Source organism: Arthrobacter sp. HMWF013 (assembly GCF_003061105.1).
Classification (GTDB): domain Bacteria; phylum Actinomycetota; class Actinomycetes; order Actinomycetales; family Micrococcaceae; genus Arthrobacter.
The window spans coordinates 1-21574 of sequence record NZ_QAIQ01000034.1; the positions used below are offsets into that span (position 1 = coordinate 1).

Annotated in this window: 16 protein-coding genes and 1 pseudogene; 11 read left to right on the forward strand and 6 right to left on the reverse strand. The window is 65.9% G+C overall.

The window, feature by feature from the left end; genetic code table 11:
• The 6 genes from DBR22_RS01640 to DBR22_RS01665 form a co-directional block, all read left to right on the forward strand.
• Positions 1-498 (forward strand): HhH-GPD-type base excision DNA repair protein (locus DBR22_RS01640; RefSeq protein WP_108597490.1); only part of this gene is annotated, 498 nt, incomplete at its 5' end.
• 27 nt (positions 499-525) lie between these two features.
• Positions 526-1530, forward strand: coding sequence for a LacI family DNA-binding transcriptional regulator (locus tag DBR22_RS01645; RefSeq protein ID WP_108597491.1), 1005 nt, complete (start codon positions 526-528; stop codon positions 1528-1530).
• Positions 1531-1562: 32 nt separating this feature from the next.
• Complete coding sequence (locus DBR22_RS01650; RefSeq protein WP_108597492.1) at positions 1563-2000, forward strand: SRPBCC family protein; 438 nt, start codon at positions 1563-1565, stop codon at positions 1998-2000.
• A gap of 373 nt (positions 2001-2373) precedes the next feature.
• Positions 2374-3972 carry an AMP-binding protein gene (locus tag DBR22_RS01655; protein ID WP_108597493.1) on the forward strand — a complete coding sequence of 533 codons (1599 nt, stop codon included), beginning with the start codon at positions 2374-2376 and terminating at the stop codon, positions 3970-3972.
• Between the two features lie 115 nt (positions 3973-4087).
• Positions 4088-5164, forward strand: a complete 1077-nt coding sequence (locus tag DBR22_RS01660) for a HoxN/HupN/NixA family nickel/cobalt transporter (RefSeq protein ID WP_108597494.1) — start codon at positions 4088-4090, stop codon at positions 5162-5164.
• Positions 5161-5601, forward strand: a complete 441-nt coding sequence (locus tag DBR22_RS01665) for an SRPBCC family protein (RefSeq protein ID WP_108597495.1) — start codon at positions 5161-5163, stop codon at positions 5599-5601. Before DBR22_RS01660 ends, DBR22_RS01665 begins: the two co-directional genes overlap by 4 nt.
• Here the strand turns inward: DBR22_RS01665 and DBR22_RS01670 are convergent.
• A complete protein-coding gene (locus DBR22_RS01670; protein ID WP_108597496.1) occupies positions 5539-7134 on the reverse strand; it encodes a carboxylesterase/lipase family protein in 1596 nt (531 codons plus the stop codon). The genes DBR22_RS01665 and DBR22_RS01670 overlap by 63 nt on opposite strands.
• 157 nt (positions 7135-7291) lie before the next feature.
• On the opposite strand from DBR22_RS01670, the gene DBR22_RS23660 reads away from it, so the two are divergent.
• On the forward strand, positions 7292-7456 hold the full coding sequence (locus DBR22_RS23660; protein ID WP_181364981.1) for a hypothetical protein: 165 nt from the start codon (positions 7292-7294) through the stop codon (positions 7454-7456).
• 130 nt (positions 7457-7586) lie between these two features.
• On the opposite strand, the gene DBR22_RS01680 is transcribed toward DBR22_RS23660, so the two are convergent.
• Positions 7587-7871 carry a DUF427 domain-containing protein gene (locus DBR22_RS01680; RefSeq protein ID WP_108597498.1) on the reverse strand — a complete coding sequence of 95 codons (285 nt, stop codon included), beginning with the start codon at positions 7869-7871 and terminating at the stop codon, positions 7587-7589.
• Positions 7872-7919: 48 nt separating this feature from the next.
• Positions 7920-8474, reverse strand: coding sequence for a DapH/DapD/GlmU-related protein (locus tag DBR22_RS01685; protein ID WP_108597499.1), 555 nt, complete (start codon positions 8472-8474; stop codon positions 7920-7922).
• A 315-nt stretch (positions 8475-8789) separates the two neighbouring features.
• Here DBR22_RS01685 and malQ point away from each other — a divergent pair, with 315 nt between their 5' ends.
• Positions 8790-11024: a 4-alpha-glucanotransferase gene (malQ, locus tag DBR22_RS01690; protein ID WP_108597500.1), complete on the forward strand. Its 2235-nt coding sequence runs from the start codon at positions 8790-8792 to the stop codon at positions 11022-11024.
• 144 nt (positions 11025-11168) lie between these two features.
• On the opposite strand, the gene DBR22_RS01695 is transcribed toward malQ, so the two are convergent.
• Positions 11169-14036, reverse strand: coding sequence for an FAD-binding and (Fe-S)-binding domain-containing protein (locus DBR22_RS01695; RefSeq protein WP_108597501.1), 2868 nt, complete (start codon positions 14034-14036; stop codon positions 11169-11171).
• Positions 14036-15826: an L-lactate permease gene (locus DBR22_RS01700; RefSeq protein ID WP_108597502.1), complete on the reverse strand. Its 1791-nt coding sequence runs from the start codon at positions 15824-15826 to the stop codon at positions 14036-14038. The genes DBR22_RS01695 and DBR22_RS01700 overlap by 1 nt, the downstream gene beginning before the upstream one ends.
• Before the next feature lie 103 nt (positions 15827-15929).
• On the opposite strand from DBR22_RS01700, the gene DBR22_RS01705 reads away from it, so the two are divergent.
• Together DBR22_RS01705 and DBR22_RS01710 are read left to right on the forward strand one after the other, a co-directional pair.
• Positions 15930-16661 carry a GntR family transcriptional regulator gene (locus tag DBR22_RS01705; RefSeq protein WP_375134864.1) on the forward strand — a complete coding sequence of 244 codons (732 nt, stop codon included), beginning with the start codon at positions 15930-15932 and terminating at the stop codon, positions 16659-16661.
• 186 nt (positions 16662-16847) lie between these two features.
• Entirely contained in the window at positions 16848-17786 is a 939-nt protein-coding gene (locus DBR22_RS01710) for an SDR family oxidoreductase (protein WP_108597503.1), read from the forward strand.
• Between the two features lie 30 nt (positions 17787-17816).
• Here DBR22_RS01710 and DBR22_RS01715 read toward each other — a convergent pair whose 3' ends face one another.
• On the reverse strand, positions 17817-20879 hold the full coding sequence (locus DBR22_RS01715; RefSeq protein WP_108597504.1) for an alpha-amylase family glycosyl hydrolase: 3063 nt from the start codon (positions 20877-20879) through the stop codon (positions 17817-17819).
• Between the two features lie 493 nt (positions 20880-21372).
• On the opposite strand from DBR22_RS01715, the pseudogene DBR22_RS24085 reads away from it, so the two are divergent.
• Positions 21373-21574, forward strand: a pseudogene (locus tag DBR22_RS24085) (putative protein N(5)-glutamine methyltransferase); the annotation flags it as partial.

Sequence of the window (21574 nt, forward strand, 5' to 3'; positions counted from 1 at the left end):
TTGCTGGACCAGCAGGTGACCATGGAATCGGCGTTTGCCGGACCCGAGAAAATCCGGGCCCGCCTCGGTTCGATCGAGCCGGCCGCCGTAGCCGCCCACGATCCCCAGGCCTTCGTCGAGGTGTTCAAGGAACGGCCCGCCGTGCACCGGTTCCCGGGCTCCATGGCCGGCCGGGTCCAGGCGCTTGCCGAGACGGTCCAGCGGGACTGGGAGGGCGACGCCACACTCATCTGGACCAAGGGTGGGCCCGACGGCAAAGAGGTGCTGCGCCGCCTGCAGGCCCTGCCCGGGTTCGGGGAGCAGAAGGCAAAGATTTTCCTCGCCCTCCTGGGCAAGCAGTGCGGGCTCCAGGCTCCGGGCTGGCGTGAAGCTGCCGGCCACTACGGCGAGGCTGACGCGTTCCTGTCCGTGGCCGATATTGTGGATCCGGAGTCGCTCGTCAAGGTGCGTGCCAGCAAGCAGGCTGCAAAGGCGGCCGCAAAGGCGGCCAAGGGCTGACGGCAGGCCCGGAAGGAAGTAGCCGCAATGGCAGTGACCATGAACGACGTCGCGCGGGCAGCGGGCGTTTCATTGAAGACCGTTTCCAACGTCCTTAACGACTATGAGTTCATCCGCCCTGCCACGAAGCAGAAGGTCCACGACGCCATCGCTGAGCTGGGCTACGAGGCCAACCTGACCGCCCGCAGCCTGCGTTCCGGGAAGACCAGGATGCTGGGCCTGGTCCTGTCGGATCTGTCGGCTCCCTACTACGCCGAGCTCGCCTCAAGGCTGATGACCGTGGCATCGTCGCGGGGTTACCGCGTCCTCGTGGAGCAGTCCGGGGCCGAGGCGGGCAACGAACTTGGTGCGCTTCAGGGCCCGCTCCGGCAACTGACCGACGGGCTGCTCTTTACGCCTTTGGCCTTGGACGCCGACGCCGTTGCCTCCCACCGCGGCAGCAAGCCTGTGGTGATGCTCGGGGAGCACATTGTGGACTCCCGGTTCGATCTGGTCACCATGAAAAACGAGCAGGCAGCGCAGGCAGTGACGGCCCACCTCCTGGCGGGAGGGCGCCGTCGTATTGCGGTGGTGGGCGCCCAGGCCGGCGAATCGGCCGGCACGGCAGGCCTCCGTCTGAACGGCTACCGCAAAGCGCTGGACAGAGCCGGCATACCGTTCGAGCCCTCCCTTGTAGCACCGTGTGAATGGCGGCGGGACGGCGGCGCTGCCGCCGTCTCAAGCCTGCTGGAAGGCGGCACCGCGTTCGACGCCGTATTCGGCCTGAACGACGCCCTCGCCCTGGGCGCCATGCACGAACTGCTCATCCGCGGGGTGGACGTGCCCGGGGACGTGGCTGTAGCAGGCTTCGACGACATCGACGAGGCAAAGTTCGCATCGCCGTCGCTCACTACGGTCTCGCCTGGCATGGACGAGATCGCCGAGCGTTCCGTGGCCCTTTTGATCGACAGGATCGAGGGGCGGGAGCCGGCCGGGGAGGGCCTCCACGTCGAAGCGGGATTTGTCCTGAGGGTCAGGGAATCAGCCCCGTGAAAACCAGCGGTTGCAGATGAAAGCAGAAACCCGTGGTTGATGTCCAGGCCGAGACCGTGATCAACCGTCCACGGCCGGAGGTGGCGGGGTACGCCGCTGACCCCGGCAACGCGCCGGACTGGTACAGCAATATCGCATCCGTCTGGTGGGAAACGGAGCCGCCGCAGCGGGTTGGCTCCCGTGTGGCTTTTGTGGCGCACTTCCTTGGCCGGACGCTCGAATACACCTATCAGTTCACGGAGTTCGTCCCGGGCGCATCACTGACCATGAAAACTGCCCAGGGGCCTTTTCCCATGCAGACCACCTACACGTGGCAGGACGCCGGGGAGGGCCGGACGCGGATGGTGCTGCGCAATACAGGCAGTCCGGCAGGGTTTTCCCGCGTGGCCGGTTTGGTGATGGCGCCCATGATGCGCCGGGAAATGCGGAAGGATCTCGCCAGGCTGAAACAGCTGCTGGAAGCCCGCTGAGCAGCGCTTAATCGGTTTCCGGGCAGGTGCAGAAGAAACAGTCATCCCCGCCGCTGCAGCGATCACCGATCGTGCTTGTCCCCGGCATGGCGGCCGCTGACTCCACGGGTAGTTGTTCTGCGTGATTCTGACCGGAGGTTTTCAGCATGACCCGGGCTTTCTCTGAAAGGGGTGAAGTTCTGGCGGCTGTTTCAGTTCCAGTATGGAAGGGCAATCAGGTAAGAAAAAGCGATGAAAGATGATCTGTATAAATCAGGAAACCCGATGCTTTGGCGAGGTCCTAGGATGGGGAAGATAACGCATAATCCCGTCAACGGCGCCGGGCCAGCCGGACGGCTGGCCTCCCGGCTGTCAACGTCTGTAGGAGTCCTCTATGTCTGCACCAGCCCTCAGTGTCGAGGCCGCCCTCAGGATGTACACGGGGGAGGATGCCTGCGCCGCCGGGCTGTTGTGCGATGGGCATCAGCCTGACGCCGTAGCGTTTACCCTCATCGAAGCGGACCTCTCCAGTACGGACATCACCTACGGCCAGCTGCGGGAGCGTTCCGAGCGCGGAGCTGCTGCCCTTGCCGGACTTGGAGTGGGGCCCGGCGACGCCGTGGCTACGCTGATGGGTAAATCCGCTGACCTGGTGGTGATGCTCCTGGCGATCTGGCGGCGCGGGGCCGTCCACGTGCCCCTGTTCACGGCCTTCGCCTGGCCCGCCATCGAACTGCGCTTGAATGCCTCCGGCGCCAAGGTGGTCATCACCGATGAGGACCAGCGCGGCAAGATCCAGGAAACGGCAGCTGCAGTGGTGGTCGCCGGGGACCATGCCGCCGGGGATGACTTTTCCCTCCACCAGCTGCTGGCCTCCCATGAACCGGGCATCCCGGCCGAAGCTGTGGGTGGTGACGGCACCCTGGTGCTGATCTTCACCTCGGGGACCACCGGGGCGCCCAAGGGCGTGCCCGTACCGCTCCGGGCTCTGGCGGCATTCCGCCAGTACATCGAATGTGGCCTGGATGTACGCGCGGATGACGTGTTTTGGAACGCCGCTGACCCGGGTTGGGCCTACGGGCTGTACTACGGGATCCTCGGACCGCTGGCGGCGGGCCGCCGCAGCCTGCTGCTGCATGCCGGGTTTTACCCGGAACTCAGCTTCGCCGTCCTGGAACATTTCCAGGTGACCAACTTCGCTGCCGCACCCACTGTGTACCGCACCATGCGTTCCAAACCGGCCGCGGCAAAGAGTGTCCGTCTCCGCCGGGCGTCCTCCGCGGGGGAGCCGCTAACGCCCGAGGTGATCTCCTGGGCCGAGGACACGTTCGGCGTCCCCGTCCGGGACCACTACGGGCAGACCGAGCACGGGATGATGATCATCAACGCCTGGCATGATGACCTCCGCCAGGAACTCCGTCCCGGCTCGATGGGCCACCCCCTGCCGGGCTGGACCTGCGCTGTGCTCAAGGACTCGGCCAACGAACCTGCCGCACCGGGGGAAATGGGACGCGTAGCGGTGGACACGGCCAACAGCCCGATGATGTGGTTCACCGGTTACCGGGACGCGCCGGAGAAAACCGCGGAGCGTTTCAGCGAGGACGGCCGCTGGTACATCACCGGGGATGCGGGAATGGTGGATGAGGACGGCTTTTACTACTTCTCCGCCCGGGACGACGACGTGATCATCATGGCCGGCTACCGGATCGGACCGTTCGACGTCGAAAGCGTCCTGTCCCAGCACCCCGCCGTGCTCGAATCAGCCGTCATCGGAGCGCCGGACGAACTCCGCGGCGAGGTCTTGGAAGCCTACGTGGTCCTCACCGCGGATGCCTCCGGCGGCGAGGCCCTGGTCACCGAACTGCAGACCCTCGTCAAAACCCAATACGCTGCCCACGCCTTTCCCCGGCGCATCCACTTCGTCGACGAACTCCCCAAGACACCGTCCGGCAAGGTCCAGCGCTTCATCCTGCGCCGGCAAACCCGGTCCTGAAACTCCCGCGAAACGTGGGCGGCCTACTCTGATGACAGTCCGGCGAAGCTACAGAAGGGCCACCTTCTGAGACGGTACTGGTGAGGGTGCGTACCCCTGACCCGAGGAGGTACACATGACTGCACTGAGCCACCTTGGCGTGCTCTGCCGGGACCGGGAGACCCTTCCGCTGCGGACCCGGCTGCTGTTCACCTTCGGAGCCGTTGCCGCGTTGCATGCGGCCGCCGTCGTGCTTCTGCTCAGCGGTACCGCGCCCGGCAGCCAGCCGCTGGCCCTGGGCCTGGTGCTCACCGCCTACCTCGCCGGCGTCAAGCACAGCTACGACTGGGACCACCTGGCCGCCATCGACAACTCCACCCGCACGTTCGTCGCCCGGAGGCAGGATCCCGTCAGCGTGGGGTTCGCGTTCAGCCTGGGGCACAGTTCCGTGGTGATCCTGGCGGGCGTTCTGGTCATTGCCGGCGCCGGGGTGATGGGGGAGCTGGTGAGGGAAGGGTCAGCAGGCAGCCTGGTGCTTGGCCTGATCGGCAGCGGTGTGTCCGGGCTTTTCCTGCTGGCGATGGGGCTGTTCAACGGCTCTGCCTTTGTCCGCGCCGCCCGCGTCCTCCGGAGATCACGCTCCGGCGGTGACATTGCGCCCGGGGATCTTGAAGCACAGGGGTTCCTCGCCAGGCTCCTTGCCAAGCCGCTGGCACGGGTCCGCCGGCCGCGCCACATTTACGTCATCGGCTTCCTGTTTGGACTGGGCTTCGACACCGCCACCACCATCGGCCTGCTGATGATGACGACGGCGGCCTCGCTGGCCGGCGTCTCGCTCCTCGCCCTGATTGCGCTTCCCCTCGCCTTCACGGCGGCCATGACGCTCTGCGATTCGCTCAACGGCGTGGCCATGATGCGGCTGTACCGTTCGGCTCTGGACGATCCCCGCCGTACGTTGGGTTTCAACGCCGCGGTGACGGGGATTTCCGCCCTCTCGGCCCTGTTCATTGCCGTGATCACCCTCGGTGGCTTCATCAACGCTGCCTTTGGTTGGGGCGATCCGATCAGCAGCTGGCTGGGATCCGTTGACCTCGGCGAGGCCGGGTTGTTGCTCATCGCCGTGCTCCTGGCGGTGTGGGCGGGACAGAGATTGGCATTCCCTGGGCCTGGAGGGGTGTGCTGGAGGCCTCGGGTTCCTACACTGGATGGATGATCAAAGTCGAGGGTTCCATCGAAACAAAACTGTCTCCGGATAAGGCCTTTGCCTTCCTCTCGGAGTTTGAAAACACCAGCGAGTGGGACCCCAGCACCCCGGTCATGGACAAGCTCACTCCCGGGCCTGTCGCGGTGGGGCACCGGTACCACGCGGAATCGGAGTTCCGTGGCAAGCGCCAGTCGCTGGAGTACGAAGTGATCGAACTGACCGAACGCCACATCAAGCTCCGCGGCGAGAACAAGTCCATCACGGCCTTCGATTCCATAGATGTGGGCCCCTCCGGCCAGGGATCGCTGGTCACCTACACCGCCGAATTTGACATCAAAGGCCCGGCAAAGATCCTCCAGCCGCTCCTGAGGCCCGCGTTTATGTCACTGCGCGATCCTGCGCTGAACGGCATCCGGGACACCCTGAACTCCCTCGCGGGCCGCTGAGCCCAGCCAGAACTCGCGGAGGGAAGCCCGCGGATCGGCGTCGACTCCCGGCTTCCCGTCAAGAATCATGGTGTGCCGTTCCGGAACTGAGTACCGTGGCCATTCCGGCATGCCCGGCGCCTCCGGAGCCCCGGCCCGGGCGAAGGCGGCCCAGGCCCGGCTCATCATCCCGCTCAGGTCCTTCGGTGCTGTGCCGCCGGTCAGGAAGCGCGCTTCGCGGTTGCCGGTCTGCCGGAACACAAACGGGATCTCGAGGGCGTGGCAGGCGCCCAGCTTTCCGCCCAACGCAGGGCTCGGCCAGGTGAACAGGTAGCTGAAGGTGGAGCCGGCCGATCCTTGACGGGCGTCCAGCAGCCGGTTGCTGGGCTGGCGGTACTGCACATCGGCCAGGCAGGCCTCCAGCTGCTCCCGCCCGTCTGGATCCTTGCCCAGACTGTCAGCCAAGGCAGCCGCGAAGCTGGGGAGCGCCCCGGCAGGATCCGGAAAATATCCGCCGAGGACCACCTCCACCCGGTCCTCATAACGCGGCGGGTCGCTCGGGTAGTCCGGGCGCATTTCAACCGCGAACGAGCCCTCATTGAGGTTGGTGCCCACCAACAGGTCCACCGAAGAATTATGGCCGTTCCGGACCGCGTCCAGCGGCGGTTCCGGCAGTGCCGGCGTACCCACCGTGGGCTGGAACGGCAAAGGAACGCCGAAGCTGTGCGGCGCGGCGGCATCTATGAGTGCTTTCTGGGCCGCCAGGAGGCGGGCAGCCGGCAGGGTGAACAGTTCGGCCGCACGCGCCTCGTCCAGCCCGCACAGCCGGAGGAAGTCCCGGGTCACTTCGGCGGACCCGGCGGGAGTCCTGAACCGCTCGGCGGTGCCACTCTGCATGATCGCGCGGCGGAACAGCCCGTCCGACGCCGGCATGCCCAGCAGGGTTCCAATAGCCGCCGCCCCGGCGGACTCACCGAAGACAGTGACGTTGGCCGGGTCCCCGCCGAACGCGGCGATGTTCCCCGCAACCCAGCGCAATGCCGCCACCTGGTCGAGGAGCCCGGCGTTGGAGGAGTCTTCGAACCCGGGACCCAGCAGCTGAGGCAAGTGCAAAAACCCAAGGGCACCCAGCCGGTAGTTGATGGCCACCACCACAACGTCCGTCTCCGCAGCCAGCGGCCCGCCGTTGTGCATGCTGCCGTTGTTTGAGCCGGTGACGTAGGCGCCGCCGTGAATCCACACCATCACCGGCCGCCCGGCGCCATCCGGGGCCGGGGTCCAGATATTGAGGTTCAGGCAGGCAGCCTCGTCCCACAGGGTGGCAAAACCGGCCGACGGCGGCGTGAAGTCGTCCGGATTCTGCGGCGCCATGGCGCCCGGTGCGGTGCAGTCGCGGACACCTTCCCAGGGACGCAGGGGAACCGGCGGCAGGAAACGGCGTTGGCCGGCAGGTGATCCCGCATACGGGACCCCCGTGAAGCTGTGCACGGGGCGGCCCTCAAGGATCTGCCGGGTGCCGCGGACGCTGCCCAGCGGTGTGGAAACGAGGCTCATAAAAGATCAGCCTAGTCAGTGGTGCAGGCGGGCGGGGGCCCAGGGTGCCGTTCGGACCCGCGCTGGTCCGGATCGGCTCCCATTCGGCTCCCATAGGAGTGTCTTCGCCCCGCTCCCGTCCGGTTCGAATATGCTCTCTGGCGTGGAAAATGCGGAAATGGAAACCAGTGGCCTGGCGGCCGACATACCGGTGCTGGAAGGTCAGTCCACCATCGAGGACCTGCTGCCTGGCCTCCCCGGCATCCGGGCAGCATGGGCACTGCCCATCGCCGCTGATTCTGTCCCCGAGGGGGCCGAGGAAAACCAGCCCGCCCTCTTCTGAGGACGCTGACACCCTGCTGACGGCCTGCTTCCCGAAGTCCTGCTGCTGACGGCCTGCTGCCCGAAGTCCTGCTGCTGACGGCCTGCTGCCCGAAGTCCTGCCGCTGACATCCTGCTGCTGAACCACGGCGCTATTCTTCGATGGTCACACCCCGCCAGAAGGCAATGCGGTCCTTGATGGACGACGCCGGTTTCTTCGGGTCGGGGTAGAACCAGGCGGCGTCGTTGTTCATCTGACCGCCCACGTCCAGCGTGTGGTAGCTCGCCTGGCCCTTCCAGGAGCAGACAGTGGTTTTGTTGCTGTCCTTGAGGAAGGTGGCGTTGACGGCGTCGCGCGGAAAATAGTGGTTGCCCTCAACCATCACCGTGTCCTCGGATTCGGCAATGACTTGTCCGTTCCAGATTGCCCTGACCATGGAGTGATCCCTTTCGTAAAATTGCCCCCTGCCGGTCGGCAGGGGGAGCTATGCGGCCATCCGGCCTTTGGACTTACGTGCCGGGCGCTGCTCGGCGGGCGGCTTCACTGCAGGCGACCGCGGAGCCGCTTTCCCAGCCTGCGTCCGCACCACCGGCGTCTTCGCAGAAGGCGTCCGCGCGGCGGGCGTCCGCGCAGCCGGGACCCGCACTGCCCGGCGCGATCCCGCCAGGACCTCGCCGCCGTCGGGCACTGTGCTGTCCGCATGAAGATGGATCCCATGCTCCACCAGGACGCCGGAACCGATCCGCGAGTGGCTCCCGATGTTTGCCCGGCTGCCGATAACAGTGCCGCGGCCGATCCTTACGCCATCGCCGATTACTGTCCGGTCACCGATCTTCGCTTCCCGGTCGATCCAGCTGCCGTGTCCTACCCGGCAGCCGGAGCCGATGGAGGCGCCGTGCTCCACGTACGTCATCTGGCCGATGCGGGCACTCTCGGCAACAGTCGCTCCCGGTGCGACGAATCCGCCGCCGTTGGCATGGCGGGCGTACCGGGTGACCTTTCCGGTGTCGTCCTCAACTGATACAAACTTCGCGTTCATTCCATTCCTTGATCGAAGCGCAACGGTTTTGCTCGCATCTGGGTTAACGCCCTGCAACCCAATCGGATTCCCGCAGGGCAGCGTCCGGTTACCCAGACGAACCCGTGACAGTTGTTCGTAGCCGGGACCCGGCTGGATGGCCCGTCATTCAAGGTGTGGTTGGGCAAGCCCTTTTCGTGGGCTTCCAGTGCCCTGCAATAATCGGAACCAGCGGTTTGCCGGGGCTTGTAACCCCGGAGTTGACTACCAGCAAGACGCAGGCAAACAGGCAGCATCGTAAGTTCAGGCCCATCCCACCAGACGAGGCGGACATCCATGAAGGCTCCAGACCAGTTCACCCAACTCGCCGGCACGCCAGGTTCGCCCGGACCGGCCGACGCGGCAGGTCATGAACCGGTGGACCACCATCTGCTGCAGCGGCTCGCCGACGCACACGGGGTAGGCACCTCCTTCCAGGGGTGGGACGGGCTGCCGCACAGCGTCGCGCCGGACACCCTGATCAAGGTCCTGGCCTCGCTCGGCGTCCAGGCCGGGACCGACGCGCACATTGCAGCGGCGCTGGCGGAATCGGAGCTGGCGCCCTGGCGCCGGATGCTGCCGCCCGCCGTCGTGGTCCAACAGGGTGAAACTGCACTGGTCCCCGTCCACGTCCCGGACGGTGCCACAGCACAGCTGAACATCGTGCTGGAAGACGGTGCGGGGGTGGTGGAGGCCGCCCAACAGGACATCTGGGTCCAGCCGCAGGACGTTGACGGTGTCCCCACCGGCCGTGCCACGTTCGCGCTCCCACCCGACCTGCCGCTCGGCTGGCATACCCTGCACACAGAGTCCGACGGCGTCACGGCCGAGGGTGCGCTGGTGGTGGTTCCGCAGCGGCTCACAACTGCCGGGCCGCTGCTTGAGCGGCGCGGCTGGGGGCTGGCCACCCAGCTGTATTCGGTGCGGTCCAAGCGTTCGTGGGGCGTGGGAGATTTCGCTGACCTCGCGGACCTGGCCACGTTGAGCGGCGAGCGGGGCGCCGATTACGTCCTGGTCAACCCGTTGCACGCCGCTGAACCGGTTCCGCCGGTCCAGCCCTCGCCCTACTCCCCGTCCACGCGGCGCTTCTTCAATCCGATCTACATCCGGGTGGAAGCCATCCCGGAACTGGCCTACCTCAAACCACGGAGGCGTGCCGCCGTGGACCGGCTGCAGGAACAGGTCCACAGCCTGAACAAGGACGGGGACCGCCTGGACAGGAACGCCGTCTACGCGGCCAAACTTCAGGCGCTGGAGTTGCTGTACCACGCCCGGCGCTCGCCGGCACGGCAGGCGGCCTTCGACGGGTTCTGCAGGATGTCCGGGTCCGGCCTGGACGACTTTGCCCTCTGGTCCGCCATCCGTGAGGACGTGGCGCCCGGAGATCCGTTGTGGACTGACCCGGATTGTGCGCTGGGCTCACCCGAGGCTGAGTCCTTGCGGGAAAAGCTCGCGGACCGGATCGGCTTCCACCGCTGGCTACAGTGGATCTGCGACGAGCAGCTGGAAAGCGCGCAGCTGGCGGCCCGCCGGGCCGGAATGCGACTGGGAGTAGTGCACGATCTGGCCGTCGGCGTGGACCTCAGCAGCGCCGATGCCTGGACCCTCCGCGGCGTCCTCGCGCCCGGCGTCAGTGTGGGCGCACCGCCGGACATGTACAACCAGCTCGGCCAGGACTGGAGCCAGCCGCCGTGGCATCCGGGCCGGCTGGCAGAGGCCGGCTACGCTCCGTTCCGCAACATGCTCTCCACCGTCCTCCGCCACGCCGGCGGCATCCGCGTGGACCACGTACTTGGCCTCTTCCGGTTGTGGTGGGTACCGGCCGGAAACTCCCCGCGGGAAGGCGCCTACGTGCGGTACGACCACGAGGCGCTGATCGGGATCCTGGCGCTTGAGGCGCAGCGCGCCGGCGCCGTAGTGATCGGCGAGGACCTCGGTACCTTCGAGCCGTGGGTGCGTGATTACCTTGCCGCCCGCGGCATCCTGGGGACCTCGATTCTCTGGTTCGAGAACGACGGCGACTCGCCACTGCCGCCCGAACAGTACCGGACCCAGGCCCTCGCCAGCGTGAACACCCACGACCTGCCGCCTACGGCGGGCTACCTCGCGGGTGACCATGTGGGCTTGCGCAGCCGGTTGGGCCTGCTGGAGCGGTCCGAGGCAGAAGAGCGGGTTGAGCACGTGGCCACCCTGGAAAAGATGATGGGGCTGCTCCGCGAACGGGGGCTCCTGCCGGAGGGCGTGGACCAAAGCGCAGCTCCGGGCGCTGTTCCGTCAGGGACCGAGGAGCGCACCATCGAAGCGCTGCACCGCCTGCTGGCCCAGTCGCCGTCGGTCCTGCTCGGCGTCGCCCTGGTTGACGCCGTGGGGGAGCGGCGCGTGCAGAACCAGCCGGGAACCACCGAGGCGCTGTATCCGAACTGGCAGGTCCCGCTGGGCGATCCGGACGGCCGGGCGGTCCTCATCGATGACCTACCCACCAACGCCCGGTTCAACTCGCTGCTGGCCGCGGTGGAGGATGCGCTGCGCTGACACCCTCCATGACGCCCCCGTGCTGGGCGCCGATCCGCTCGCCTGACGGGACTGCGCGGATCGCCGCCGGGTACTGACATTGCGCTGATCCGCTCGCGTGACGGGACTGCGCGCATCAGCGCCGGGGTGCTGATGCTGCCCAGGTCAGCGGGTGACCTCCTCCAACAGTTCGAGCACATGGCGGTATGGGGAACCCGTTGCCCGCGTCATACCCAGTTCGCAGGTCCGGTTGCAGGAGGCGTGGGCCGTGGCCCCCATGTCCGCCACCTCCGTTGCCTGCTTCGCCGTGGCCGAGGCCGTCAGCTCCGGGTGCAGCATGCCCCTGTCACCGGCAAAGGCGCAGCAACCCCAGTTTTCGGGGACCTCGACCCGCTCAGCCACTGCGCCGGCCACGGCACCGAGTGCATCATTAATGCCCATCCGGGTGGAGGAACAGGTGGGATGCAGGGCCAGCGACTCCAGCTTCCCGTGATCAGGAAGCCCGGGAAGGATCCGTTCTGCAACGAAGTCGACGGCGTCAACCATCCGCAGGGCTCGCTGACCTGGTGTGGGTGTGTCCGACTCCACCGCCTGCCGCAGCCCCTCTGTGCACGAGGAGGCATCGCAGACGATGGGCAGCTCTCCGTCCCGGGTTGCTTCGCGCAGGGCGGCGAGGGTCTTCTCCCGCATCGTCGCCTGCCCGGCAGCCATGCCTTTGGAGGACCAGGGGGTGCCGCAGCACAGGCCGTCGATGCCTTCAGGGACGAGGAGCGTGAGCCCGGCCCGGGCGCAGAGCTGTTCGAAGCTGTACTGAACCCCGGGTCCTTGGCTTCCCGTTCCTTCGGCGCCGTGTCCCCCAGCGCCCTGTCCCTCAGCGTTACCTGCTCCCGCGGGGCCGAACATGGTGCCCACGCAGGCGGGGAAGTAGACGGCGTCAACCGTTCCCGCCGGCGTCGGACGCTTCCGGACTGAACCGCCGCCCGGCAGCTCGGCCGAGTACAGCGGAACCGTGTCTTTACCCAGCACTGCCCGCGCGGCCTTGTTGGGCGGAGCGATAACGGCTGCCGGGAGCCTGTTGACCACCGTCAATGCCAGTGAAGCACCCCGGGTTACGCCCTCCCAGTGCTTGGCGGCGACGTTCCAGATGCCGTTGGCGAGCGGGCCGGCGTCGTCCTTCCGCAGGCGTTTCACCAGCGATCCGGTGTTGATGTCCACGGGGCAGGCGGTCTGGCACATTCCGTCCACGGCACAGGTGTCCACGGATTCGTAGTCGTAGTCCTTTTCCAGTTCCTTGACCAGCGCCACATCACCGGCCAGCCGGGCGGACTCGATGGCCCGCAGCGTGACGATCCGCTGCCGCGGCGTGAGCGTGATGTCCTTGCTGGGGCACACCGGCTCGCAGTAGCCGCAGGACACGCAGCGGTCCACTTCCTCGGCCACCGGAGGGGCGGTCTTGATGTGCCGCAGATGCGCCAGCGGGTCCTCATCCATGAGGACGCCCGGGTTGAGCATCGCGGCGGGGTCGAAGAGCCGCTTGATGCTGCGCATGACGTCGTAGAGCTCGTCGCCATACTGACGGCGGACATAGGGGGCCATCACGCGCCCTGTCCCATGCTCGGCCTTCAGGGAACCGCCCTCGGCCAGCACCAGGTCCACCATGTCTTCGGTGAAGGCGCTGTAGCGGTCCAGTTCCCCCGCTGTGGCGAAGCCGTCGGTGAGCATGAAATGGACGTTGCCGTCCTTGGCGTGGCCAAAGATCACACTGTTGCTGTAGCTGTACTTGTCGAAGAGCCGGATCAGTTCCCGGCATGTGCGGCCCAGCACCGGGACCGGAACCACGATGTCTTCCAGCAGCGCGGTGGTGCCCTGCGGCCGCGCCCCGGCCACTGAGGCGTAGAGGCCTTTGCGCAGTTGCCAGAGCTGGCCGCGTTCCCGGGCATCACCGGTGAACTGCGCCGGCGACGTGAGCCCAAGCCCGGGAAGGACGCCTTCGCCGTGCCGTTGGAGTTCGGCGAGCTCGCCGGCGCTTGCGGCGGAATACTCCACGAGCAGGGCGGCATGGTCCCGCACGGCCAGGTCCTGTACGACGGCGGGGGTGCCCTTGAGTGTCCGGCCCACCTTCAGCGACAGGGCATCCATCAGCTCGATGGTTGCCGCGCCCGTGCCCACGAGGGCGGGCAGGGCCGCATTGGCGGACTCGAGGTCCGGGAACACGAGCAGACCCGCCGCCGCATGCTGGAGCCGGGGAATGGTGCGGAAGACTGCCTCGGCCACGAAGCCCAGGGTGCCTTCGCTACCGATGATGAGGTGGGCCATGATGTCCACCGGGTTGTTGAAATCCAGCAGGGAGTTCAGACCGTAGCCCATGGTGTTCTTCATGGAGAACTGCTGCCTGATCGTGGCGACCGAGGCCGGGTTTTTCCGGACACGTTCGGCCAGCCTGGCCAAACCTTCGTAGAGGTCCGGTTCGAGCGCGCGGAGCTTCTGGTCGGCGTCCGGCGCGCCGGTATCGATCACGGTGCCGGAGGGCAGCACTACAGTCAACGACTCCAGGGTGCGGTAGGTGTTGTCCACGGTGCCGCAGTTCATGCCGGAAGAGTTGTTGGCCACCACGCCGCCAATGGTGCAGGCCGCCTCACTTGCCGGGTCAGGGCCGAACTTCCGCCCGTAGCGGGCGAGTCTTGCGTTGAGCGCCCGCACGGTGACACCGGGCTGCACACGGACGCGCGCGCCGTCGTCGAGCACTTCAATGTCCCTGAAGTTGCGGCGGACGTCCACCAGCACGCCGTCGGTGACCGACTGGCCGCTCAGGCTGGTTCCGCCGGAGCGGAATGTCAGCGGCACACCCTGGGCGGCACTGGCCCGCAGCAGCCCGCCCACTTCGGCAGCACTGCCCGCGGTCACCACGGCCTGGGGGATCAGGAGGAAGTGCGAGGCGTCATGGGCGTTCGCGTGCAGGTCAATGGCGCGGGTCTTGACCTGCGCGGGATCGTGCACCGCTTCGCGGAGGGCGGCCAGGTCCAGGGAAGCCATCAGGGAACCATCCAGCCGAGGACCGGGGTGGACTGCAGGAAGATCAGCACGGTGATGAGGGCCAGCAGGCCCAGGCTCCAGCCCAGCAACTTCCGGAACAGGGTTCCCTCGGCCCCGTCAAGGCCTACCGCCGCCGAGGCCACGGCAAGGTTCTGCAGCGACAGCATCTTCCCCATGACACCGGCCGAGGAGTTTGAAGCGGCCATCAGGACCGGCGACAGGCCGGTCTGCTCTGCAGCAGTTGCCTGCATCTGGCCGAACAGTGAGTTCGAGGAGGTATCGGAGCCGGTGAGGGCCACGCCGATCCATCCGATCAGGGGTGAGAGGAGGGCGAAGAAACCGCCGGCGGAAGCCAGTGCGAAGCCCAGGGTGGTGGTCTGGCCGGAAAGGTTCATCACGAAGGACAGGCCCAGGACGGCGGTGACAGTGACGATGGTCCAGCGCAGTTGGACGATCGTTTCCCAGTAGATGCGCAGGCCCGTTGAAGCCCTGACCTTGTACAGCACCATGGTGAGGATTCCGGAGATCAACAGGAGGGTACCGGTCGCCTTGAAGTGGTCGAGCTTGAATTTGGTGGCCGCGACAGGCTTGCCGGCCGAGTCGGTGATGTCCAGCCCTGGCCAGGCAAAGGTCACGCTGCCGACCTGGCTCAGCCAGGCCTTCACGAACGGAATCTGGGCCACAGAGAACACGGCGATGATGATCAGGTAGGGGGCGATCGCCATCCAGATCTGGCGGGGTTCGGGCCTCGTGTTGTCGGTCGGCACGGACGCACCGCCGGCTGCAGGGACTGCCGACGATGAGCCAGGCTGCCCGGCCCTGTTGGATGGACCCGCAGCGGACGGACCCGCAGGTGACGCGCCCGCACTTGAGGGGCCGGCGGTGGAACCGCTGCGGCGGGAGCCGGTGGCGGCCGCGACGGCGGCGTGGGCAGGCTCTGAGGAGCCCTCCACGGTGCCTTCCATTCCCACTGTTTCCGTGGGCTGCCAGACCTTCAGCATCAGGAGCACGGCAGCCACGGTTACCACTGCGGCGACCACATCGGTCAGTTCCACAGCGAAGTAGTTGGAGGTGATGAACTGGGCCAGGCCGAATGCGGCGCCCGCAACGAGGGCCACCGGCCAGGTCTGCTTCACGCCGCGCCGGCCGTCAACGATGAACACCAGCAGCAGCGGAACGATCAGGGCAATGAAGGGCGTCTGGCGCCCTGCCATCGAGGACAGTTCGTTCAGCGGCAGGCCGGTCACACCGTTCAGGGCGATGATTGGTGCTGCCATGGCGCCGAAGGCCACGGGAGCGGTGTTGGCCAGCAGCGAAACAATGGCGGATTTCAGTGGTTTCATGCCTGCCGCCATGAGCATGGCCGCTGAAATCGCGACGGGGGCGCCGAAGCCGGCCAAGGATTCCAGAAGGGCGCCGAAGCAGAAGGCGATCAGGATGGCCAGGATCCGAAGGTCATTTGAGATGGAACGGATGGTGCGTCCCAGCACTTCGAACCAAGGGGTGGCCACGGTGAGCCGGTAGATCCACAATGCGTTGACCAGAATCCACAGGATGGGGAACAGGCCGTAGAAAATGCCGGCGGCAGTGGCGCTCAAGGCCTGGTTCACCGGCATCTGCCAGCCGACAACGGCGAGCACAAGCGAGAGGGCCAGGCTGGCCAAGGCAGCTTTGGGTGCGCGGACCTTGAAGACGCCCAACAGGACGAAGAGCAGGACGAGGGGAAGCGCAGCGCAGAGCGCAGAAAGCACAAGGGACCCGGCGATGGGGTCGAGTATCTGCTGAAACATGGGTCTCCAGATTTGTGGTTGGCGTCACAACACCGTGGCGCCCTTCGATTGTCTAACAAGTACACATGTAGGTCAAGCGTTACTTGTTCACTTGTCTGGCAAGATGGAGACGAACGCCGAAACTTACGGGAAGGAAGCTGACGTGCCTGGCCGGATTGCTGCAGTCTCGATCGTGGAAGCGATCGCCGCCGACCTTCGGAGCCGGATCTTCTCCGGTGACCTCGGCTCCGGCCAGAGCCTCACGGAGACAGAGGTCGCCTCGTCCTACGAGGTGGCCCGCCCCACGGCAAAAGCATCGATCGAGAAACTCGTTGCCGAAGGGCTTCTGGACCGGGGTACGCACAAGACTGCGCGGGTGGTGGACCTCGGGCCGGATTCGGTGCGGGATATCTACCTCGCACGGGCCTATTTGGAAAGCGAAGTGCTCCGCAGGCTCGCCCGCACCAAGGCTGTGCCCCAGACGGCGGTCCAGGCCAATCGCGACATCGCAGCAGTGCAGACGGGTGCGCCGCTCGACGTCGTCGAACCCGACATGCGGTTCCACACCAGCCTGATTGACGCCGTGGGCAATGAGCGCATCAGCAGGATGTACCGCTCGCTGGTTGGCGAGGTGCGGTTATGCATGGTCCGCGTCCAGTCCCTGCAGCTGTTGGACACCGAACTGATTCACGCCGAACACCAGAAGATCCTTGAATTGATCGAGGCCGGACAAGGCGAGGCAGCCGCCGACCTGCTGGATGAGCACCTTGGGCGGGCCCGCGAACGGCTGGTGGCGGCGATGGGCGGGGCCGCCGGTCCCGAGGCCGAACACCCATCGGGGCTGCTTTCGCAGTAAGCATTCCGGCTTCTGGGCCAACCCCGACGTCATCACACGAGTGACGTGATGGTTCCGGACAGTAACCGGTGCGCCGTCATGCTGCCTTAAGTCGTGCTGCCCAAAGGCTCTGGCGGGCTGCTCCGCGCAGGGTGAGAATGTGAAATAGCCGGGGCTCTGCAACCGGGCATTCACAGGGAGACCCTAATGGCCAATGCGCCCGTACTGGTTTTAGGCGGCACCGGCATGCTGGGCGGCCAGGTTGTCACTGAGCTGCTCAAGCGCGGTAAGCACGTCCGGGCGCTGGTGCGTCCCGGTTCGGATTCCTCACGGCTGGAGGCCGCCGGCGTGGACATCGCCCGGGGCGACATGCTGGATGCCTGGTCGCTGCTGCGGGCCATGGAGGGCGTTGACGCCGTGGTCACCTCGGCGGCGGGATACACCAGACACCGTAAAGGCGACACCCCCAAAACCGACATGGTGGGCAACGCCAACCTGGCCGAAGCAGCGAGCCGCTCCGGCGTCCGAAGGTTCGTTCTGACCAGCATCCTCACGTGCGACCAGACGCCCCAAGTGCCGCATTTCTGGCACAAAAAACTGGCCGAAGACAAACTGCAGGAACTCGGTGTCCCGTTTGTGGCGCTGCGGCCAGGGGCGTTCCTTGACCAGGTCACTCGTTTCGGCGGCGACCCTGTCACCAAAGGACGGCTGACCTGGGTGGGATCCCCGCAGATCCCGTTGACTTTTGTGCTTACTTCCGACGTCGCCGCCTACCTTGCTGAGGCCGTTGACCTCCCGGGGCTGGAAGGGCAGCGTATCGATATCGGCTGGGACAGGGCGGTGGCGATGCAGGAGGTTGCCGACGTCTTGGGCCGCCTCTCAGGCCGGCCCATCCGCGTCCGGTCCATCCCCCTGGGCGTCCTGCATGCAGCGGGGATGGTCCTTGCGCCGGTCAACGCCATGGCCAAGGACGGTGCCGCCATGTTGGAGTGGTTCCAGTCGGGCCGTTACGTTGCGGACACCGCCCTGCAGCGTCAGTTTTTTGGCGAGCCTCCCACCGCCGAGGTTGCCATCAGGCGGTTCGTCGCGGGCCTGGGGCACACTCATCACCCAGGCCCGCGACGCGGTCAGTTTTCCCCGGACTGACCAACCTTCCTTGTACTAACCCGCTCTGGACTAACCCGCCGTGAGCAGGTGGGTGAAGTGGTCGTACCGGAAGGTGACCGCTCCGCCGTCGTGCTTGTAAACGATGTTTCCGCCGTTGGGCGCACCGCCGGCACCGTAGTTTTCGTCCCAGCCGCGGTTAAGGGCCGCCTTGAACTCATAGGTGCCTGCCTGCAGTTTCTCAACGGCCAGCTTCCACACCATGGTTGCCGGGTCCAGCGTTAGCTGGGCTTCGTCGCAGGCGGGAGCCCAGTCTTCCAGGCACAGGAGTTCGGTGTTGAGGCTACCGGCGACGGCAACGGCCCCGGGCTGCTGCGAGGCGTAGACGGCGCTGAGGATGTGTGTGCTGTTGTCGTAACGGAACGTCACGGCCCCACCCGGGTGGTCCAGCACAATGTCCGCACCTTTGAATACTCCGCCGGCGCCATAGTTCACATCCGGGTTGCCGTCGAGCACGGCCTTGTACTTGTACTGTCCGGCAGACAGTGCGTCAACGGTGAGCCGCCAGATGTTGTCCGCCGGATCCAGTGTCATCATGGCCTGCGGGCAGTCCGGCTCCCCCTCGTCGCAGCCCATCGCCAGGTTCAGGTCTCCGGCCACCGTCACGGAACCGGGTTGCGGAGCCTCACCCACAAAGACGGTCCGCAGCTCGCTCGCCACACTGAACCCGGGGCCGGTCATGGTGGCGCGGTACTGGACCTTGGTGCCGTCAGCGAGTCCCAGGGCCGCCAGATCATCCATCACTGAATACACCGGCGACGAATCATCGGAGCCCACAGCTATCCACGCCCCGCCGGCAACGCTGCGTTCGAAGGACACCACGTGGCTTGCCTTCTCGGGGTCCGCGGTGGCGCTGAGCTCAACTGGACTCTTCACACCGCTGCCTTCGGCAGGCTTCTGCAGGGTTAGGATCGGCGCGGGAACTGCTGCTGCGCGGGACTGGCTGGTGGCCGTGTGGCCGCCGTTGTCCAGCACGGTGGCCCGGTATTCGAGCGCAGTGCCAGCCTCCAGCGCTGCCACGTCATGGAACACCTGGTACGGCGCGGTGTCATCGGTGCCGATCGGTTCCCAGCCACCGCCTGCCGTTTTTGCCTCGAAGGTGACCTCATAGAACGACGTACCGTCGACGTCGGCCGTTACGTTGATCCGCCCGTTGTCCGCAGGTGCCGCGGCGGGTTCCTGGAGCGCGACGGCGGGGGCTGCCTTGGAGTGCGGGATGCGGCCCGATGCCTGGTAGACCACGGCGGACAGCGGCGGGACCGTGACGGTCAGCTTGCCCGCTGCGGAGGTTTTTGCTTCTTCGGCGGCGTCACCGTAGATCTTCGTGTAGCTGCGCTTGCCGATGTAGGTGGGAACCTCCGCCGTCTGCGGCTGCTCGCTGTTGTTCAGGGCAACGACGTATTCGCGCTGGTCTTCGGCATCGGTCCGGGAGAAGGCGTAGATCCCGGCTCCTTCGGAGGCGAACCGGTGCTGGTGGGCGCCATCGCGCAAAGCCGGGTGCTCCTTGGTCAGGGCAGCGAGCTGGCTGATCTTGGAGTACAGCGGGTGGGCTGCGTTGAAGTTGTCCGTTGCGTGCGTGGCGTCGGTACCGAGGAGATTGTCGTCCAGGTACTCCGGCACCTGGCTCGCGAAGAGCGTCTGCCGGGCATCCTGGTCACCGCCCGGACCCGTAAAGCCCTGCTCGTCGCCGTAGTAAATCACCGGGTTGCCGCGCGAGAAGTACATGAGTTCGTGCGCCAGCTGATCGCGGGCCACCTGCTCCGTGTCGGTAGCCCCGGGGTTGTCCGCGGCGATGAAACTGCCGATCCTGCCCATGTCGTGATTGCCCAGGAATGTGGGCAGTTGGTAGACGTTGGAATCGGCGTCGGTGTACCAGTCGTCAGTGGCGAAGAACGTCTCCAGTGAGCGGGTGTCCTGGCCCTTCGACGCGAAGTTCCGGGCTGCATCCTGGAACGGGAAGTCCAGAACTGCCTGCATCTCGTTCCGGGTGGTGAACTGCGACGTGAAGCTCTTGGTGGTATCGAATACCTCGCCGAACATAAAGAACTCATCCTTGCCCTGTTCATGGGCGTAGTTGAGAACGTCCGGGCCGAACTCCTGCCAGAACTCGTTGTTCACGTGCTTCATGGTGTCGATCCGGAAGCCGTCCACACCGAACTTGCCTATCCAGGTCTTGTAAATGTCCTCCATCCCCTTCACCACAGTGGGGTGCTCGGTGAAGAGATCGTCCAGGCCGAAGAAGTCACCGTAGTAGGAGTCCTCGCCCACAAAGGTGGTGTCGCCGCGGTTGTGGTAGAGCTCCGTGTTGTTCAGCCAGGCGGGAACCTTCAGCTTTTCTTCGCCCTCCTGCAGCACGGGTTTGTAGGGGAAGGACGTCTTGGCGTCCAGATCCGGAAAGCTGTCCGAGCCTGCGAAGTCACGGTCGTCGAACTCCACCCCGGCCGCCGTTTTGTAGGGATCCGTGTCCTTCGACTTGTAGGGCTGGCGGGCCCCGATTCCCTCGCTGTTTTCGTAGCCGATCACGTCTGCAGTGTGGTTGGTGATGATGTCGAAGTACACCTTCATTCCGCGGGCGTGGGCCTCGTCTATGAGTGCCTGCAGTTCGGCGTTGGTACCGAGGTGGGGATCGATCTGGGTAAAGTCGGTGACCCAATAGCCGTGGTAGCCGGCGGACTTGTCCTCCGTCTGCACCGCTTTGTTCTTGAAGCTGGGGGTCAGCCAGATCGAAGTGGTGCCCAGGCCCTGGATGTAGTCGATTTTGTCCAGCAGGCCAGCCAGGTCGCCGCCGTTGTAGAAGCCTTTTTTGGTGGGATCGAAGCCGGACACCATCGGGTCGGCCGGCAGGCCGCCGAGGTCGTTGGTGGTGTCCCCGTTGTTGAACCGGTCAGCCATCACAAAGTAGAAGTTCTCATCCGTCACCGGGGCGCGGAGCGAGTGGCTGGCAGCCGACGACGGCGTTCCCGGCTTGTCCGGGCCGGCCTTTGACGGGTCGGGTGCAGCGTGCGCGGGGAGCAGCGCGGTTGCGGCAGCGACGGCCGCTACGAGAATGCCGGCGCCGGCTCGAAGGAGGGGCATGCGTTTGGATGCCGTCTTGGGGCGGGTGGCTGGTTGGAGGCTTGGGGTGGAGCCTTTGGGAGTGCGGTTTTTCACGTCAGGAGAGACCTTCCTGGTAGCGGCGTTGCTGTACAGGCTGCGTTGTATCGATGGGCCGTGCACATGGCTTCTGTGCCACGTGGCGGTTTGGGACTCGGATTACCGGGCGATCAACGACCGCCGTAGGGTGAACCACGTCAGACTGTAAGCGCTTGCATCGAATAAATCCAGTCTTTTGGCTTCCGCCTCCAAGGGCTATTCTGCAGGCGCGGAAGGGTGCGCTCGGCCTTGCTGGAAGCGTCGGTTAGCATGGAGTTTCCAGCCACATCGGGAGGACGGTTGGCCCACATTTGTGTAGCCGCTGCGATGCTGATTCCCTCTGCGCATGTACCGACGACTGGACCCACTCAACCGATTGGGCGGACAAGGCCCAGAGGTCACCGAAATTGCAGCCTGCCCATCGAGAGGGCGTCGCATGCCCGCCAGTGAACTGCGGTCAGCTTCCTTTGACGACATTTGTGCCCGGCTTCGGTCCGCAGGGTGTGTCTTTGCAGAGGAGGAAGCTCAACTGCTCCTTACTGCGGCGTCCAGCGCTGCCGAGCTCGCTTCGTCGGTAGAGCTGCGCCTCGCCGGCTTCCCGCTGGAGCATGTGCTGGGTTGGGCAAGCTTTTGCGGAC